14 protein-coding genes are annotated in these 16,841 nt (G+C 73.0%); 1 reads left to right on the forward strand and 13 read right to left on the reverse strand.

Translation table 11 applies throughout. The features are described from left to right. Position 1 precedes the first annotated feature (1 nt). From QBL21_RS10045 to QBL21_RS10060, 4 genes are all read right to left on the reverse strand, one after another. A complete protein-coding gene (locus QBL21_RS10045) occupies positions 2–787 on the reverse strand; it encodes a hypothetical protein (protein ID WP_407561733.1) in 786 nt (261 codons plus the stop codon). 298 nt (positions 788–1,085) lie between these two features. Beyond that, positions 1,086–1,904: a glycoside hydrolase gene (locus QBL21_RS10050; RefSeq protein WP_407561734.1), complete on the reverse strand. Its 819-nt coding sequence runs from the start codon at positions 1,902–1,904 to the stop codon at positions 1,086–1,088. Positions 1,905–2,134: 230 nt separating this feature from the next. Continuing rightward, the gene (locus QBL21_RS10055; protein WP_407561735.1) at positions 2,135–3,217 is read right to left on the reverse strand and encodes an esterase-like activity of phytase family protein; all 1,083 of its coding nucleotides are present in this window, start codon (positions 3,215–3,217) and stop codon (positions 2,135–2,137) included. Positions 3,218–3,243: 26 nt separating this feature from the next. After that, positions 3,244–5,358, reverse strand: a complete 2,115-nt coding sequence (locus QBL21_RS10060) for an effector-associated constant component EACC1 (protein WP_407561736.1) — start codon at positions 5,356–5,358, stop codon at positions 3,244–3,246. A gap of 222 nt (positions 5,359–5,580) precedes the next feature. Between QBL21_RS10060 and QBL21_RS10065 the strand changes: the two genes are divergently transcribed. Then, complete coding sequence (locus QBL21_RS10065; protein WP_407561737.1) at positions 5,581–6,366, forward strand: helix-turn-helix domain-containing protein; 786 nt, start codon at positions 5,581–5,583, stop codon at positions 6,364–6,366. Between the two features lie 102 nt (positions 6,367–6,468). On the opposite strand, the gene QBL21_RS10070 is transcribed toward QBL21_RS10065, so the two are convergent. The 9 genes from QBL21_RS10070 to QBL21_RS10110 form a co-directional block, all read right to left on the reverse strand. Beyond that, positions 6,469–7,116 (reverse strand): DUF5825 family protein, encoded by a 648-nt coding sequence (locus QBL21_RS10070; protein ID WP_407561738.1) that lies wholly within the window; start codon positions 7,114–7,116, stop codon positions 6,469–6,471. An 83-nt stretch (positions 7,117–7,199) separates the two neighbouring features. Beyond that, the gene (locus tag QBL21_RS10075) at positions 7,200–9,185 is read right to left on the reverse strand and encodes a RiPP maturation radical SAM C-methyltransferase (protein ID WP_407561739.1); all 1,986 of its coding nucleotides are present in this window, start codon (positions 9,183–9,185) and stop codon (positions 7,200–7,202) included. Positions 9,186–9,360: 175 nt separating this feature from the next. After that, entirely contained in the window at positions 9,361–9,486 is a 126-nt protein-coding gene (locus QBL21_RS10080) for a hypothetical protein (protein ID WP_407561740.1), read from the reverse strand. Then, a complete protein-coding gene (locus QBL21_RS10085; RefSeq protein WP_407566366.1) occupies positions 9,446–11,326 on the reverse strand; it encodes an alpha/beta hydrolase family protein in 1,881 nt (626 codons plus the stop codon). The genes QBL21_RS10080 and QBL21_RS10085 overlap by 41 nt, the downstream gene beginning before the upstream one ends. A gap of 137 nt (positions 11,327–11,463) precedes the next feature. Continuing rightward, positions 11,464–12,750: an MFS transporter gene (locus QBL21_RS10090; RefSeq protein ID WP_407561741.1), complete on the reverse strand. Its 1,287-nt coding sequence runs from the start codon at positions 12,748–12,750 to the stop codon at positions 11,464–11,466. A gap of 329 nt (positions 12,751–13,079) precedes the next feature. After that, complete coding sequence (locus QBL21_RS10095) at positions 13,080–13,748, reverse strand: response regulator (protein ID WP_407561742.1); 669 nt, start codon at positions 13,746–13,748, stop codon at positions 13,080–13,082. Continuing rightward, positions 13,736–14,863 (reverse strand): sensor histidine kinase, encoded by a 1,128-nt coding sequence (locus tag QBL21_RS10100; RefSeq protein WP_407561743.1) that lies wholly within the window; start codon positions 14,861–14,863, stop codon positions 13,736–13,738. Before QBL21_RS10100 ends, QBL21_RS10095 begins: the two co-directional genes overlap by 13 nt. A gap of 242 nt (positions 14,864–15,105) precedes the next feature. Then, positions 15,106–15,474 (reverse strand): STAS domain-containing protein, encoded by a 369-nt coding sequence (locus QBL21_RS10105; RefSeq protein ID WP_407561744.1) that lies wholly within the window; start codon positions 15,472–15,474, stop codon positions 15,106–15,108. Beyond that, the gene (locus QBL21_RS10110; protein ID WP_407566367.1) at positions 15,471–16,718 is read right to left on the reverse strand and encodes a PP2C family protein-serine/threonine phosphatase; all 1,248 of its coding nucleotides are present in this window, start codon (positions 16,716–16,718) and stop codon (positions 15,471–15,473) included. Before QBL21_RS10110 ends, QBL21_RS10105 begins: the two co-directional genes overlap by 4 nt. Between the last annotated feature and the right edge of the window lie 123 nt (positions 16,719–16,841).

Here is a 16,841-nt window from a genome sequence, read left to right on the forward strand (position 1 = left end):
GTCACTGTCCGGCGCCGCGGTGACGGCGCGCCAGCAGCAGTACCCCGGCCGCGCCGGCGAGCCCGGCGCCACCGGCGGCGATCAGCGCGGGTGAGGCGGCGGTGGTGTCCTGGCCGCCGCCGGTCTCCACACCGCCGACGGGCATGGAGCCGATCGCTGCGCCCTTGACCATGCCGCAGTTCGCGGGGGCGGTGGCCTCCTGCGGCAGCTTGGGGTCGAGTTCGCTCTTGCCGGCCCCGGCGTCGTACTTGCCGTTTCCGTTGACGTCGATGCCGTGCTGCACCAGGTGCAGGTCCTGGACGTGGTCGGCGACCTTCTGCGAGACGGTGAGGGTGCGCTCGTACGTCAGGTTCCCGTCGGCGTCGGCCTTGGGCATCCGCTCGACGGCCAGGCCGCTGTCCATGGAGGTGTCGCCCTCGGTGGTCAGCGAGATCATGATGTCGCCGTAGGAAGGCAGGCCCTCGGCGGTGGAGACGATGCCGTCACCGTCCTTGTCCGCGTCCTGGGTGGGGCAGTGGAAGTCCATGCCCTCGGTGGAGCCGTGGATGTGCTGGGCGTGCGGGGAGTTGGGGACCAGCCCCTTCGCGTCTACGTTCACGGTCAGCTCGGTGCCCTCCAGGCTGAGGAACGCGGCCCCCTGGGCTCCCGAGCCGTTCTGCGGCGTGAGGTCGATCTGATGCGCCTTGTCGTCGTCCGCGGCCGATGCGACGGCGGCCGGGCCGCCCAGCACCAGCGCCGCCGGCAGCCCGGCGAGCGCGGCCAGTCGTGCGGTGCGCCTGGATATCACGGTCGATCACCCGTCCTGTGGTGTGCAGTGACCGCTGACGACCGATTCGGTACCGGTCATGCAAGAAAACGGCCGCTCCATGCAGATTCGGAGCCGCGAACCCACCGGATTGGTCCGACTTTCGCGACCGGGCCACGCCCGCGGACGCCACGAGGATCAGGTCGGGGAGAGGGCTGAGCGTCGGGGGCAAGCCCGAGCCCCCGGAGACAGCCCGCCGCCCGGCCCGGACTGTCGCAGGGGGAACCGGAGCTTGGTCTGTGCGGGAGCCGGTGCCCCGGCACCGGCTCCCGCTCCGCACTCAGCCGTTGTTGGCGCGGCCCACGTAGACGTTGCGGGCGCGGTAGTACGTGTCCCCGGACGGTCCCGACGACCCGGACGAGCCTTCCATTTGCAGGTTCAGGATGAGGTGCATCGGGGCCCCGGCGAAGTTCGAGCCGCGGTGCTGACCGACCCAGGTGCCGTCGAGGTAGTAGTGGATGTCGACGTCGGTGGCGTTCACCTTGGCGATCCAGGCCCGGTACCCGTGCCAGGCCCCGGGGTTGGAGACCGGGACGATGGTGTTCTCCCAGCCGCCGTCGTAGGTGTTGAACCAGTTGCGGGCGTCGCCCTTGTACTCCAGGATGTCGCTCTCCGGCGGCCAACTGTTGGCGCCGGTCAGCCAGAAGGCGGGCCAGGTGCCGCCCGCGGACGGCGCCTGGAACTCGCCCTTGACCTCCCACTGCGGGTACTGGTCGGTCACCGTCAGCCGCATCTTCGAGTGGATCGCTCCGGAGTGGTAGCGGATCGGCAGGTAGGGGTCCTTGCTGCTGTTGCCCTCGTTCCAGCCGATGCGCGACGCCTTGAGTACGAGTACGCCGGACTCCAGGTAGACGTGGTTGTGGTCGGTGGCGTCGGCGTACATCCGGGCGGTGCCGTTGTGGTCGGAGCCCCACGGGTAGCGGTAGTTCCAGGCGGACTCCAGCGCGCCGTAGTCGGCGAAGGTGCCGGTGCCGATCACGGTCTCCCACGCGAGCGGGGCGGCGGGTTGTGCCACGGCGGGACGGGCGGCGGCCAGGCCGGCGCCGCCGGCGAGCGCGGCGCCGGAGGAGAGCAGGAACGTGCGGCGGTCGAGCGGCATGGGGGTACCTCTCTTGCGGGTTGCGGACGATTGGCGTCGGCGCAGAGCGGGTTCGGTGTGGGCGCCATCGGATGTTTACGTAAACACGCGGCGGGGAGGAGTGTGCTCGCTCATCGGATACCCGTCAAGCCTCCGCGGGGGTGCCGTCCGGCCCGGCGCCCGCCGAGTGCGTGGCCGGCACAGCACACCCCGCGCCGAGGACTCGGGAAGCCTGCCGAGGGCGGCCGTGATCAGCTCAGGCGGAGGGCGTAGACGCGGGTGACCTGCCGGGTCGAGGCGTTGTCGTCCGATACCAGCAGGAGGGTGCGGGGGCCGGCCAGGGTCATGCCCTCCACGTTGTCCAGCAGCGGGTTGGGCTGCGGCTGCGGCGATGTGGCCCCGGACGGCGGGCAGTCGGCCAGGTCCACCAGGAGCCGCTTGGTGAGGAAGTCCTCGGTGCCGGCCTCGGCGAGCGAGGGCAGGCCGGTGACGTCCGGCGCCCTGTGGAGCGAAACCCGGTAGACGCGGACGGTGTTGCCGACTCCTGCCGTGTAGCCGCGTTCCAGGGCCAGCAGGTGGTTGCGGTCCAGCGCGGTCAGCTCCGCCAGGCCGAGACCAGGATCGGCCCGGTAGGCGTGCTGCGCGTCGGGGGCGAAGCCGCCGTTCGGCGTCCAGCCGTAGCGCAGGATGCGCAGCAGGCCGCGGTCTTCCGCGTCGCGGCCGTCGGCATCGAGCGGGCCTTCCAGGCCGGCGTAGAGGGTGCGGCCGTCCGGCGCGGTGGCCAGGGACTCGAAGGTCTGGTTGGCCGCGGCCTGCCCGGCCGGGGCGACCCGGAAGCGCCGGGGCACCGGCAGTTCGGCCGTCTGCCGGCCGTCGGGCAGGCGGAACCGGCGGATGGAGGGCTCGCGTTCCGAGGAGGCGAGTACGGTGCCTGCGGGTTCGGTGACCAGGGCCTCGCCGTCGAAGTCGGCACCGGTGTACGGAGTGCCGTCCGGGCGGCGCAGGACGGTGACGTCGCGTACCGCGGCCTCGACGTGCCCCGGGGCGCCGCGCACGGCGAGCCCGTAGAGCCTGGCCTCGTCGGCGTCGGTGTTGTCGGCCAGCGCCAGGACCGGCGAGCCCGGCCGGGCGCTCAGCGCGGAGAGGCCGGCGACCCGGGTTCCGGCGAAGGCGGTCTTGTCCAGGGCGTCGGAGAAGCCGGTCAGCGACGTGTGCGGCGAGCAGGCGGCCGGGCGGCCGGGCGGATCCGCGCCCGGCTCCGGAGGATTCGCCAGGGCGGCCGGTGAGACCGCCAGCAGCAGCGCCGGGAGCCCGGCACCCCACCATCTGTTCATCGGTTCCTCCCGGGAGTCTCGGGACGTCAGGACAGGTCCACGCTCATCTTGTAGAACCTGGTCGTCTGGTTCTCCGTGTTGGCGTTGTTGTCGCTGACCAGGTAGAGGGCGCGGCGGCCGTCCGGCAGGTGCTCGCCCAGGGCCATGCCCTCGATGTTGTCCAGCAGGGGATTGAGCTGGGGCTGCTTGCGAGGTGCTCCGGCGGTGGGGCAGTCCACGAGATTGGCCAGCAGCTTCTTCTGCGCCCAGGAGTCCTCGGTGATGTCCGAGATCGACTTCGTCCCGCCGATGTCCGGCTTCCCCGCCAGCGACAGCAGGAAGAGGTGCACCGAATTGCCCTCCGGCATGTAGCCGCGCTCCAGGGCGAGCAGCCGGTTGCCGCCGAGGGCGATCAGCTCGGTGAGGAAGAGACCGTGTTCGGTCTTGTACGCGTACTGCTGGGGCTGCTGCTTGCCGAACTCTCCGCCCGGAGAACGGGTGTAGCGCAGGATCCGTACCTGGCTGCGCCCCGCCGACTCGCCGTCGATGTGCAGGGGGCCTTCCATACCCGCGTACAACTCGGTGCGGTCCTCGCTCAGGCTCAGGGATTCCAGTCGCCGTGCGGGGCTGGAATCGCCGAGGTCCTCCGGCAGTTCGATCTCTCCGTTCTGCATCCCGTCGCCGAGTCGGTACGACCGGATCGACGGCCCTGTCTCCGAGCTGATCAGGACGTTCTTCCCGTCCACCGCCATTCCCTCGCCGTCGATGTCGGCGGCGGAGAGCTTGTCGTCCCGCGGGTGCAGGATCGTGGCGTTTCCGACCGCGGGGACGATGCGCGCGGCGTCGAGGGTGAGGGAGTGGAGGCGGGGTGGGCGGTTGTCCCCCAGGGCCAGGATGCTGCGGTCCCCGGTGACGGCGAGGGCCGAAAGCCCCTGCACCGGCGTGGGGTCCGCGATGGTGTCCAGGACGTCGGAGTAGCCCAGCAGACCGACCTGTTCCGAGCAGGGGCCGGTGGTGCCGGTGCCGGAGGAGCCCTTCCAGACCCCCACGCCGGTGACCACGGCGAGGACGACGGCCGTAGCCGTCAGGGCCTTGGAGTACCGGCGCGGCCAGGGGAGGTGCGCGGTGCCCGGCCTGGCACCGGGGTTCCGGACGAAGGGCCGGCTGCCGACCGTGTGCGGGTCCAGGGTGTGCGGTACGGGGCCGCCCTGCCCGGGGACGATCCGGCGCAGCTCCGCGGTGATGTCGTTCGGCGTCAGGAAGTCCCGGCGGTCGCCGACACCGGCCCGGACCGTTTCGACCAGGGCCCGGGTGAAGGCGGTGAGACCGGTGCCGGTGGTGCCGACCGCGTCTCCGCTGGGGGGCGAGGCCGCCAGTACGTAGATGTCGCGCAGCTCGGCGGCTTCGACCTCCCTTCGTACGGCATCGAAGGCGACACTGCCCTGGCAGCAGTCCAGGATGACGATCGTCCGGGACGGCGGGTCGGGGGCGGCGCCGAGTTGCCGGAGGAGGTCGGTGAACGGAACCGCGGTGCCCGGGATGTCGGCCTCGCGGCTGCCGGGCAGGGCCAGATGCAGTGCGCCGTCGTGCGTCAGGCCGTGGCCTGCCCAGTAGACGACCAGGCAGTCCGACGCCTGCCGCGCGGCGTGGGCCACCGGCTCCAGGAGTTGCTCGCGGTCCTGCGGGCGGATGATCTGGCACCGGTTGGTCGGCAGGCCCCAGATCCGGGAGTCGCTCAGTACGTCCCGCAGCTCCAGGCAGCCGCGGTCCACGGCCGGCAGCGGGCGCAGGCCGCTCCCGGGGGCGTGGTCGGCGACACCGATCAGCACGGCGTACGAGAGGTGGGGCAGCGGCAGCCGGGGGCGCAGGGCCGCGTCGGTCGTCTGGGGGTTGGCGAGGGCCTGCGGGGAGAGACGTACGGTGTGCTCGTCCTGCCGCACCTCCAGGGTCGAACGCACCGGGCGCGATGCCCGCCAGGCGGACAGAGCCAGGACCAGGTTGGCGAGGTCGAAGGAGCTTGCGGTGACGAACTCGATGGCCTCCAGGGCGGGTCCCATGGTCGGGCTCAGCGGGATGGCCGGGTCGTCCTCCAGATGCCGGCGTAAGGAGCGCAGCTCCTCCTCGCCCTCCGGCCCGCCCTGTGCCGTGATCTTGATGTGCATGGATCTCCCTGCCGGCCCACGGACTCTCGCTCGCTGACCGGTACCGTAGCGCCGCTGTGTCACAGCGTGTACCGGACCGGTCGCAGATGGCAGTGGGGCGGGGGAGTCCGACCCGATCAGGTGAGCCCGTCTGCCGGCTCGGCGCCGGCCAGGACTCCGTGGCTGCGCGATGAACTCCGGTTTCGTCGCCCAGGGCTGGACACGGACGTAGCCTCGACGACCGTGAGCACCGTAGGGGAGCAGTTGCGGGGCTGGCGGCAGCGCAGACGGCTGAGCCAGCTCGACCTTGCCATCGCCGCCGACGTCTCGGCTCGTCACGTCAGCCTGGTCGAGACCGGCAAGTCGAACCCGAGCGCCGACATGGTTCTGCGCCTGGCGAAGCAACTCGACGTGCCGCTGCGTGATCGCAACCGGCTTCTCGTCGCCGCGGGCTTCGCGCCGCGGTACGCCGAGCGCTCGCTCGACGACGACGCGCTGTCGGCGGCCCGGGACGCGGTCGCGCGGGTCATCCGTGCGCACGAGCCGTACCCGGCGGTGGCCTTCGACCGTCGATGGAACCTCGTGATGACCAATCGCGCCGTCGACCCCTTCCTGGCGGAGGTTGCTCCCGATCTGCTGCGGCCGCCGGTCAACCTGGTGCGGCTGGCGCTGGACCCGCGCGGCCTGGCTCCGCTCATCGTCAACATGGCGGACGTGCGTACGGGCCTCCGTACCCGGATCGCACGTCAGCTTGCCGCGGCTCCCGATGCCGGTCTCACGGCGCTCTACGAGGAACTCCTGGGGTCGGATGACGACGGCGGGAGTCTCCCGCTCGACTCCGAGATCGTCATTCCCATGCTTGTCCGCCTCAACGGCCGGGAGCTGCGGATGTTCTCGACCATCACCACGTTCGGCACCCCGCTGGACATCACCCTGGACGAGATCGCGATCGAGTCCTACTACCCGGCCGACCCGCCCAGTGCCGCCTACTTCACGGAGTCCGAGAGCCGAAGTCAGGGCCTGAAGTAGCAACGGAACCGTCGCCTGACCGGCCGGAACCCTCGCGCCCCGTGTCGCGGGGTTCCCGTGCCGGTCGTGCCGTAGCCGGTCGAGCCGTCCTGCCCGGCCGTGTCAGATCGCCATCGCCTCCTGTATCCAGCGCCGCACCCGGTACGGAAACCACCACACCATCGGGCCGACGTCGCCGACGAGCCGCTCGGACCGGAAGGTGTCGAGGATGGCCGCGGGCACCGCCGAGGCCGGTGCTCCCTGGGCGAGCAGCCTGATGGCCTCCTGGTAGTCGGGCTCGTCCACGGTGAAGCGGAGGAGTTCGCCCCAGCGCCGGTCGCGGATCTGGATGAAGCCCGGCCCTTGCCGCCAGAGGCACTTGCACAGGTAGTGCTCCTTGCGCCACGTCCGCAGCGCGGACTCCGGGTCGGGCGGTCCGGAGAGGAACTGGGGCGGCTGGAGGTGGTTGAGCGGGCGCCAGGCGTCGGCTTCCGGTGCGGTGCGCAGTTCCCATTCGACGTAGACGGCGTGCGCCGTCAGCTCCCGCACCAGGCACAGCGTGCGCACCGTGCGGGCGGCGGTGCCGGGGTCCTCGTTCGCGGCCGGCCGCAGGTCGGTGGAGCCGGGCAGGCGGACCCGCCGGGCGCCGCTCTGCCAGAGGCGGGCGGCGGTCCGGGTGGGCGGGCCGGACGCCTCCAGCTCACCCAGCGACATGCCGGGCAGGCCGGCGGCCTCGGGTTCGAAGTCGCGCCAGGCGGTGACGGTGTCCATCGTGCTCCTCGGTGCCGGGACGGGCGGATGCAGGGCTGGGGCGGGTGGACGGACCGGGGGTACGGGGCGGCGGTGGGGCCGTCTCATGGGACGGCGACCGGCGGCGGGGCCGGGGACTCGGCGGCGGGGGCCTCTTCCGCGGCGGCCGTTGCGCGGCGCATGAACTCCAGGCGCAGGAGGTCCTCGTTGACGGCGGCCGGTGCGACGTGCACGTACTGGCCGGCGTCCGTGAACACCACGCCCCACTCCAGCCACCGCGCCAGCAGCTCCCGGACCGCCGTCTCGTCCACGGGGGCGCCCGTGCCGTCCGCGCCGTCCGTGCCGTCCGCGCCGCCACCGGAGTCCGCGGCGAGCCGTTCGGTGATCTTCCGGGCCAGGGCCGCGGGATGGTGCGGCTGGTCCAGCAGCCGGAAGGCGGCCAGCTCCACGGGGCGTGTCAGCTCCCGGGTGCGCCAGTCGAACGCCCGCCGGCGGCTGACGAGGACGATCCGGTCGCCGAGGTCGGTGTGGGTGAGCCGGCTGGCGGCGAACGACTCGTGCCAGGCTTTGATGCCCTCGTTGAGCCGCTTGGCCGTCTGCTTCCCGATCCCGCGGTCGGGCGCTTCGAACACGTACGCGAGGTCGTAGAGTTCGGATTCCGGCAGGTCGTAGGTGAAGCGGTACTGGATGTCCGGGCGCAGCGCCTCGAAGCCGAGTTCGGGGCGGTTGAAGTACGGGCTGAAGCGCTCGATGGCGATGCGGGCGGAGAGGTCGACGGGCGGCCTGAGGTGTTCCAGCGCCGGGAGCTGCGCGATCACCGGGTCGTAGTCCTCGTCGCTTTCGCCCGGGAAGCCGTGCAGGTAGTTCCAGGAGACGGCGAGGCCCGCCTCGGAGCCGTCGCGCAGCATCCGTACGTTCTGACAGCCGCTCACCCCCTTGTCCATCAGGTCGAGCACCCGGCTGTTGAGGCTCTCGATGCCGGGCTGGACGTAGATCATTCCCGCGTCGGCGAGGGTCTGGAGCTGGGAGCGGCGCATGTTCGCCTTGATCTCGATGTGCAGACGCAGGTCGTAGTCGCTGTCGACGATGCGCGGCAGCACCGTCCGCACGTATCCCATGTCCAGGATGTTGTCGACGACGTACATGTCGAGCACCCGGTGGGTCCGCGCGAGTTCCATGATCTCGTCGTAGAACCGTTCCGGGGCCTTGCTGCGGAACTCCATGAAGGTGCCGTTGAGTCCGCAGAAGGTGCAGTGGTGCTTCTCGCCCCACCAGCAGCCCCGGGCGCCCTCCACGACGAGCTTGGGCTCCACCCAGTGCCGTGCCGCGGAGGCGGCGAGCCGCTCGAAGTAGCCCGAGTAGTCGGGGGAGGTGATGGCGGCGGGGGGAATCGGGGACGTGGCCATCGGGTTGGCCACCGAGGCGCCCTCGGCGTCCCGCCAGCACAGGCCGGGTATCGCACGGGGGCTGCCGGAGCCTTCCAGGACGCCGAGCAGCCTGGGGAACGCGGCCTCGCCCTCGCCCCGTACGACGTAGTCCACGAACGGGAAGTTGCGGTGCGCCGCGTGTCCCTGCTCCGCATCGCAGTTGGCGCCGCCCATCACGGTCGTGATGTGCGGTGCGAGCCGTTTGACGTGTTTCGCCGCCGCCAGGGCGGCGGTGTTCTGCTGGAACGTCGAGCAGAACCCGACCACGTCGGGCTCCCGTGCCACGATCTCGCGGGCGGTCCGCTCCACGAACTCCGGCGCGAGGGCGTGCAGTTCGTGGCACCTCTCCATCCGGCTCTCGGAGAGTTTGCCGCCGAGTGCCGCGTTGAACTCCTCGGCGCGCCAGCCGGGGTCGTCGTAGAGCGCGGAGGAGAAGATCCAGTCCCCGCAGCCGAGGAAGTAGGACGAGAGGGAGTAGAACTCGTAGTCGCTCTTGTCGAACTCGGTGCGCTCGGTGATCCAGTCGGTGTATTCGAGGTTGGCGTGGTAGACCTCCGCGGTCGTACCCGGCCGGTTCTCGGTGGCGCTGCGCTTGAGGATGCCCAGCGCGAGCGAGGGCACGTCGATGGGGGACCAGGGCATGTTGACCAGCAGCACGCGCATGGGCGGACTCCTCAGGACGGTCGCTGACAGGCGGGGCCGGGCGGACGGGGGGAGCGGGCCGGCCGGTTGCCGGTCCGCGGGTGTGCGGTGGGGCTACGGTGGGCGGGCCCGGCGCTTTCGCGGGCGCCGGGCCCGCCCCGGCCCGGTGGCTCAGACACCGGGCCGGGACCGTGGCTCAGATCTCGTCGTGGTCCTCCGCGTTGCGGATCGGGACCGTGATGGTGATGGTGACGGCGGGGCTGCGGTTCCCCTCTTCGTCCTCAAGCGGGTTGTTGTGGATGACGTCCTTCTGCATGGTCATGCCTCCCTTCGAGGTGTCGGTGAACTGGCCCGGAGGCGCGGGCGCCGCCGGCCTGACGAGCCCCGCCCCGGTCGGAGCGGGGGACTGTGGGTGCCGCGCGGCGCGTGCCCGCGGTCAGATGGCCGTGCAGGAACTCCAGGGCGCGGCGCAGGGTGGCCACATGGTCCGAGCCCCGGTAGCCGTCGTGGCCGGACTCCAGCCACAGGGACTCGTGCGGTACGTCCGCCGCCCGCAGCGCCGCCAGGTAGTCGGCGATCTGCTGGGGCGGGCACTTGGTGTCCCGCTCGGCGGCGACGACCAGCACGGGGGCGGTGACATCGGCGGCGTACGTCACCGGTGAGCTTCGCGCGTAGCGCTCCGGTACGTCCGCCGGGGTGCCGCCGAAGAGCCGCTCGTCCAGGGCGCGCAGAGCCGGCAGGCCGGTGCGGTGCGCGGCGGCGAAGTCGGCGATCGGCTTGACGGCGACCCCGGCCTGCCACTGGTCCGGCCGCACCCCGAGGGCCAGCAGCGCCAGGGCGCCGCCCCACGACGTTCCCCACAGCCCGACGGCGTCCGGGCGTGCCAGGCCCCGTTGCAGCAGGTCGGCCCGTACCGCCACCAGGTCGTCGACCTGGGTGAGGCCGACGCCTTCGGTGAAGGCGGCGCGCCAGCGGGGTCCGTAGCCGGTGGAGCCGCGGTAGTTCACCCGCGCGGTGCCGAGGCCCGAGGCCACCAGGGAGTGCACGATGCCGTCGTAGGCGTCCCGGTCGTGGTCGGCGGGGCCGCCGTGCAGCAGGAACACCAGCGGGGCGGGGCGCCCGCCGGTGCGCTCCGGCAGGCTGAGCAGGGTGTGTACGGGGCCGTCGGGTCCCGGTGTCCACAGTTCGCTGTGGACACCCGGCACGCCCTCGGGCAGGGGCGCGAGCACCGGCAGCCGCGCACGGGCCGGACGGTCCGTCGCCGTGGTGCGCAGCCGCGGCGGGCTGGCGCTGTCGGTCCACACGTAGTGGACCTCCCCGCCGGGGCGGGGGGCGGCGTCGGGAATGCTGCCGGGCGGTGTGGTGAGGGTGGTCACCGTGTGCCGGTCCAGGTCGGCCGTGTGCAGCAGGCTCCGTCCGTGCCTGTCCTGGCGGACGAGCACCCGGCGGTCGTCGGGGTACCAGACGGCGTCGATCTCGGTGTCGAAGGTGCACCAGCCGTGCTCGCGAAGCCCGTGCCGGGCGTCCCAGGTGGCGAGCCGGTAGCGGTCGTCGTACGCGGTGACCAGGAGCAGTTCTGCGGCGCCGGAGGAGGCCCCGGAGGAGGCGCCGGAGGAGGCGCCGGCGGGGGCGAAGCCCCGTGCCCAGAGCCCGGCGGCGGCACCGGCCTCCGGCAGATCACCCCCGCCGAACTCCGCGACCGTGCGGCCGTCCGGGGTCAGCACCGCCACCGCGCGGTCGGCGTAGGGCGGTCCGCCGACCGCGAGCAGACCGCCGTCGGGTGACAGCCCGGCCAGCCGCCACGGGCCCGGCGCCCGGTGGACCGGGCGTGCGGGGCCGCCGCGCCGCCCGTACCAGACGGCCAGCCCGTCCGGGCCGCCGACGCCGACGGCGACCTGCCCGGCGGCGTTCATCGCCAGCCCTCTCGGGGTGCCCGCCGGGGCCGGGGGCAGCCCGGGCCGGTCCGGACCGCCGTCGAAGTCCTGCACCCGCCACACACCGCGGCCGTCGAGGTCCTCGTCGAACCACCACACCGCCCCGTCCCGGTCCACGGTGCCGTACAGCGTTCCGTGCGCCCGGTCGGTCACCTGGCGCGTGCGCCCGGTCGCCGCGTCGTGGGCGAACACCTCGCAGCGGCCGCCGGCGTCGGCGGTCAGCACCATCCGGTACGGGTCGGCGGGGCAGACCTCCGGGATGACGGGGCGGGAGACGTGGTATCCGCGCTCCGTCCCCGCCGAGCCGGATCCGGTGGCGGCGGCACGCGTCCCGCCCTGCCCCGGTGCCCCCGTTGCGCTGGTCGTCACGCCGTCTCCTTCCCCAGCACCCCGGGTGCGCGTCTCGTGGACCACAGGGCGAGCACGGCGAATGCCGCGGCACACCACAGTGCGGTGCCGCCGGTGCCCGCGGCCCCGGCGAGCCCGCCCGCCGCGACGGGCCCCACCGCGGCGGCAAGTCCGGTGGCGGTGGCCAGCACCGTGCCGGTGCGGGACTGGAGTTCGTGCGGCGTCACCTCGATGGCCCGGGACTGGAGGACCACGGCCGCCGCAGGAAGCAGCAGGGAGATCACGCCGAACAGCAGGGCGCAGGCCCAGACCCGGGTGGTCAGCGCGAGGCCGACGGCGGGCGCCACCAGCAGCCAGGACACCGTGACCACCAGGCGGGCGCCGGGCAGCGCCTGTGCCAGGCGGGGCGCGAGCAGAGCACCGGCCAGCCCGGCGGCCCCGGCGACCGCGAGTACGGCCCCCACCGGCCCGCCGCCCGCCCCCGCGTGTTGCAGGGTGAAGATCGTGCCGTAGGAGAGGGCGGCCAGGAGCAGGCTCATCATCGCCGACCAGAGCACCACGAAGCGCAGGAACGGCTCCCGGCGGACGAAGGCCGCCCCGGCACCGAGTTCCCGGAGGAAGCCGCGGCCGGCCGCGGCCAGCCCGCCGGCGGCAGCCGGACGACCGGTTTGCGCCTCGCCGTCCCGGCGCGTACGGAGATCCGCACGCATCGACGCCACGCAGAGCGCGGAGATCAGGTACGACAGGGCGTCGGCGAGGAACGGCAGCCAGCGGCCGAGTTGGAAGAGCGCGCCGCCGAGGACCGGGCCCACCACGAGTCCGGCCTGCTCACCGGCCTGGAGACGGGAAACGGCCCACGGGTAGCGGTCCGCGGGCACGATGGCCGCGACCGTGCCGGCCGCGGCGGCGGCCTGGCAGGACGTCGCCGTACGCTCCACGACCACCGCGGCGACGAGCTGCCACAGGGGCGGTTCGCCGAGCAGGGTGCCCAAGGCGACGAAGGCGACGGCGCCGGCGGCGACCAGGGCCGCGGACACCATCACCGTCTTGCGGGCGCCGCGGTCGGCGAGGACGGCGGCGAACGGGCCCATGAGGATGCCGCATCCGGCCGACACCCCGGCCACCATGCCGACGACGGCCGGTGAGCTGCCGAGGGCGAGCAGCAGCAGCGGAAGGGCCAGGCCGGAGGTCTGGGTGCCCAGGGCGTCGGCCGTGCCGGCCCACCAGAACCGGCGGAAGTCCCCTTCGGCCACGGCGCCCGAAGCGGTCGCCCGTCTGCGGAAGCGGGCGACGACCGGGCTCAACTGGCCGCTGTGGTGCGCCGGAAGGCCGGGAGCGGGGTGCGGGGTTCAGGCGGGCGGGCCGAGCAGCCGCCGCCGGGGCCGCGCCGGTCCGCGGCGAGCGACGGCGGGGACGGGAAGCCCGGGTCGACGGTGGTGCATCCGCATGGCTTCTTCATGGGTGCGCTCCTCCTGACCGGCCGGCGGCATGAGCCCCTGCCCGCATCGCGGTGGAGTCGACTGTAAGGACCGGGCCCGGCCCGTAGAAGCCGTCCGTTTGGGGGGCTTGCGGGCGAGCCGGGGCCGCGGTCGGGGGGTGCGGCAGGAGCGTGGCGGCAGGCCGGGGAGAGGCGTCAGTACACGTCGAGACCGTCCTCCCGGGCCCGGCGGGCCAGGTCGATCTTGGTGTACGCGGGCCTCCCGGCCTCCCGGTACTTGGCCTTGACCCGGTCCAGATAGTCCTTGGCCGTGGCGGCCGAGATCCCCGCACGCCGCGCCGCCGACTTCAGCGTCAGCCCCGAGGCGTAGTCGAGCAGGATCTGCTCCTCCCGCGGCGAGAGGCGGGGCCGCTCGGGACCGGTGTCGTGGGCACAGGCGAAGGCCAGTTCCGGAGAGTGGGCGCCGCGGCCCGCGGCGATGTCCTCGACGGCCGCGACCAGGGTGGGAAGGTCGTTGTCCTTGGTCAGATAGCCGTCCGCGCCGGCCCGCAGCGACTCCAGGATCCGCGCCTGGTCCGGCACCGTACTGATCACCAGAACCCGGCTCCCGGCCACGACCAGCCGCCGGATGTTGTCCCTCGGAAGCGACCCGTCCCGCAGCCGCAGGTCCAGCAGCACGACATCGCACGGCGGTACGGCCGCGGGGGTGCCCTCCCGCGCTGCCGGGGCGGCGGCGAGCAGCCCGTCGACCGTGTCGGAGACGGCGGCCAGCCGTATGCCGGGAACGCCGTCGAGCCAGGAGCCCATCCCGTCGAGGAGCATCCGGTCGTCGTCGACCACCGCCACGCTGATCACGCCGGCCATCTCAGCTCCACTCGTACGCCCTCGTCCGGGACACCCTCCACCAGCGCGGTACCCCCTGCCTCCGTCATCCGGCCGTGCACCGAACTCCGCAGCCCCAGCCCGGGCATGTACCGCTCGGGATCGAACCCGGCGCCGCGGTCGACGACCGTCACCGTCACCCCGTCACCGCCGTCCGGCTGCCCGGCGGCCGTCACGTAGGCGTGCCCCGTCCCGGCGTGCCGGTGCACGTTGTTGAGCGCCTCCCCCACCGCGTCGCCCATCGCGCCGGCCGCGTGCGGAGGTATGCGGGGCAGGTCGTGGAACCGCGCGGTGACCCGCAGCCCCAGGCTCTCGGCGGCCTGGATCGCCTCCTCCAGCGCCGCACCGATCTCCCGGCGCGGGACCCTGTCGGACGTCTGCTCGACTAATCGCCGCAGATACGCCGCGTCCCGTGCGCAACGCGCCCGCACCTGCGGGTCGTTGCCGTCGATCCCGCCGCCGGCGAGCGCGGTCAGCGTGGCGAGGACGGTGTCGTGCAGGGCGCGGTGGTGCTCAAGCCGCTCGGAGTAGCGCGCCTTCTGGGCCTCGGCCTCCACCGCCCGCTCGGTGGCGTCGTCGAGCAGACGGCCCTGCCGGCACAGGTAGCGCCAGAAGAACCACGCGATCAGCGCGGACCACACCAGGGAGTTGACGTGCCCGGTCACCACCCCGGGACTCGCTCCCACCACCAGGTATCCGGGCAGGTTCGTCGCCACCAGCACCGCGACGACGACGACGATCCACGGCCTGGGCAGGGCGATCGCCGCCACCGCGCTGCTCGACGTACTCAGCAGCATCGCCCAGGCGAACGCACCGTGCTCCTGCGTCCCGGACCAGGCCGCCACCACCAGCGGCAGCAGGCAGCCGATCACCAGAACGTCCGCCCAGACCAAGCGCCGGTCGAACCAGCCGTTCCGCAGCGCCGTGCCGTAGACCAGCGCACTCACCAGGAGAGCCGCCGCCAGCCCCAGGCTGGCTATCGCCTCGTCCAGACGATCCGGGACGACCGCGAGCACGCCGACCACCAGATGACTGGCCCGGTACAGCATCGTGGCCAGCACCATGAACGCCTGCGCCCGCTGGAGACCGGACCCCAACCGCTCCTTGTCCCGCGCCCGCCGCGCTACCCATAACCGCCCCGCCCTTCTCTGCACCCCGGCCCCCTGGACTCGGCAGCGAGTGCCCGTCGCGGACACTCCGTCAGCGCCACATTCTGACGTTGCCCGTACCCGCGGCGCACCCGCCCAGACGGGGATGACAACCCACTGCCCCCGGGCGGGTTCCGGGCCACGGCGGGTCGCCGGGGAAGGCGGCGGACCGGCGGGCCGACCGGCCTACGTCATCGGGGTGGAGGTTCGGTGGGGGAGATGTCCTGCCAGGCTTCGGCCGTGCTGCCGTACAGAGGGAAGCTGCTCCCGGCACCGGTGACGGTGAGCAGACGCAGCATCTGCCGGGGCGGTGCGGCCAGGACGAGCCGGCCGCCCGCGGCCCTGGCGCGGCTGCGCAGGCGGATGAGGGTGTTGAGGCCGGAGGAGTCGCAGAAGGTGACGCCGGTGAGGTCCAGGATCGTGGTGGGATAGGCGGAGAGGGCGTCCTTCACGGCGCGGTAGAGGTCCGTGGCGGTGTTCAGGTCCAGTTCGCCGGTCAGGGCGAGGGCGGTCGTCTGCCCTCGGGTCTCGGCGGTGTCGACGCGCAGGGCGGAATTCACGGACGGCTCCTCCCGGGCTCGCTCGATTCGCTGAGCGGGAGACCGGCCAGAGCCGCGGCGGGACCGGTGTCCTCCAGCCCGGGACCGAGCCATTCGCACATCAGGACCGTGGCGTCGTCCTGGAGCCGGCCGTCGTGGTGGTTCAGGACGGCCTGGATGAGGCGGCGCAGGGTCTCGGGGACGGGCAGGCCGTCGGCGTGGTGGCGGATGATGAAGTCGGTGAAGCGCTCCAGGCCGAACTCGGTGTCGTCGGGGCGGCGGGCCTCGGTGATGCCGTCGGTGTAGAGGACGATGCGGTCGCCCGGCTGCAACTGCTCGTCGCAGACGGTGCTGGGCAGCCCCAGGTCCGTACCCATGGGGTGGGCCGGCGGGCACTGAAGGTGGCTGCTCCAGCGGGTGCCGCGGATGATGATCGGGGGATGGTGGCCGCGGTTGACCCAGCTCAGCACCCCGGTGCGGGTGTCCAGGGTGGCGAGGATGCCGGTGGCGTAGCGGCCTTGGCCGTACTGGCCGATCAGTGCGGCCTCCACGGCCTCGCCGTTGGCGACGAGGTCGGCACCCTGGCGGCGGGCGTTGCGGCAGGCCCCCAGGGCCAGGGCTCCGCACAGTCCGGCGGCGGTGTCGTGCCCCATCGCGTCCAGGAGCGTCAGATGCACCAGCGGTCCGTCGAGGGCGTACTCGTACACGTCGCCGGAGATCCGGTAGGCCGGCTCCATGGACGCGGAGATCACCACCCGCCCGTCGGCGTAGGTGCTCGGCGGCATCAGGTTCCACGCCATCTCGGCCGCGATGTTCAGCGGCCCGGTCCGCATCAGGCGGGCCAGGAGGTCGCTGGAGGTGCGCTTGGCCACGATCAGCAGCGCCAGCAGCGCGGCCAGGCGGTCGGCGTCCTCGCGGGCGCGGTCGTCGTCGTACAGGGAGCGCACCCGCAGCACTCCCACGCGCTCGGCTCCGTCCACCACGGGCAGCCACCAGTCCGTGCCGTCCGGCTCCTTCGTGGACGAGGAGGTGAGCCGGCCGTGCTGGTAGGCGCGTCCGGGGGTGGTGCCCTCGATCCGGATGTCTCCCGCGGCGTCCGGCGGTTCCCCGTCCGGGCCGGTCAGCAGATGCAGTGCCTGCCGGTCGAGGTCCGCGACGTAGATGAGCACGTCGGTGAAGCCCGCGGCGCGGGCGTGTTCGTTCGCCTTCTGCGGCAGGACGTCCAGGGGCATCAGGTGGCTGGCGTCCAGCAGGCCGGCGAGCATCCGCCGTCCGCCCGCCTCGCGGTCCGCATCCACGGGTCCTCCATCTCCTCGGGTGCTCCGTGCCATTCGCACCGGGTACCCCACCGCAAGCGCGGCGGGAGCCGCGGGTGCCGGCGGAGCCCG

This window comes from Streptomyces sp. 184, from assembly GCF_045781775.1.
GTDB lineage: Bacteria > Actinomycetota > Actinomycetes > Streptomycetales > Streptomycetaceae > Streptomyces.

Excerpts from the sequence above, each read along its gene's own strand:
- QBL21_RS10050 (WP_407561734.1), bottom strand. The coding sequence starts at position 1,904 with ATGCCGCTCGACCGCCGCACGTTCCTGCTCTCCTCCGGCGCCGCGCTC.
- QBL21_RS10055 (WP_407561735.1), bottom strand. The coding sequence starts at position 3,217 with ATGAACAGATGGTGGGGTGCCGGGCTCCCGGCGCTGCTGCTGGCGGTC.
- QBL21_RS10060 (WP_407561736.1), bottom strand. The coding sequence starts at position 5,358 with ATGCACATCAAGATCACGGCACAGGGCGGGCCGGAGGGCGAGGAGGAG.
- QBL21_RS10070 (WP_407561738.1), bottom strand. The coding sequence starts at position 7,116 with ATGGACACCGTCACCGCCTGGCGCGACTTCGAACCCGAGGCCGCCGGC.
- QBL21_RS10075 (WP_407561739.1), bottom strand. The coding sequence starts at position 9,185 with ATGCGCGTGCTGCTGGTCAACATGCCCTGGTCCCCCATCGACGTGCCC.
- QBL21_RS10080 (WP_407561740.1), bottom strand. The coding sequence starts at position 9,486 with ATGACCATGCAGAAGGACGTCATCCACAACAACCCGCTTGAGGACGAA.
- QBL21_RS10085 (WP_407566366.1), bottom strand. The coding sequence starts at position 11,326 with ATGGTGCTGACCGCCGACGCCGGCGGCCGCTGCGAGGTGTTCGCCCAC.
- QBL21_RS10095 (WP_407561742.1), bottom strand. The coding sequence starts at position 13,748 with ATGGCCGGCGTGATCAGCGTGGCGGTGGTCGACGACGACCGGATGCTC.
- QBL21_RS10110 (WP_407566367.1), bottom strand. The coding sequence starts at position 16,718 with ATGCTCGCCGGCCTGCTGGACGCCAGCCACCTGATGCCCCTGGACGTC.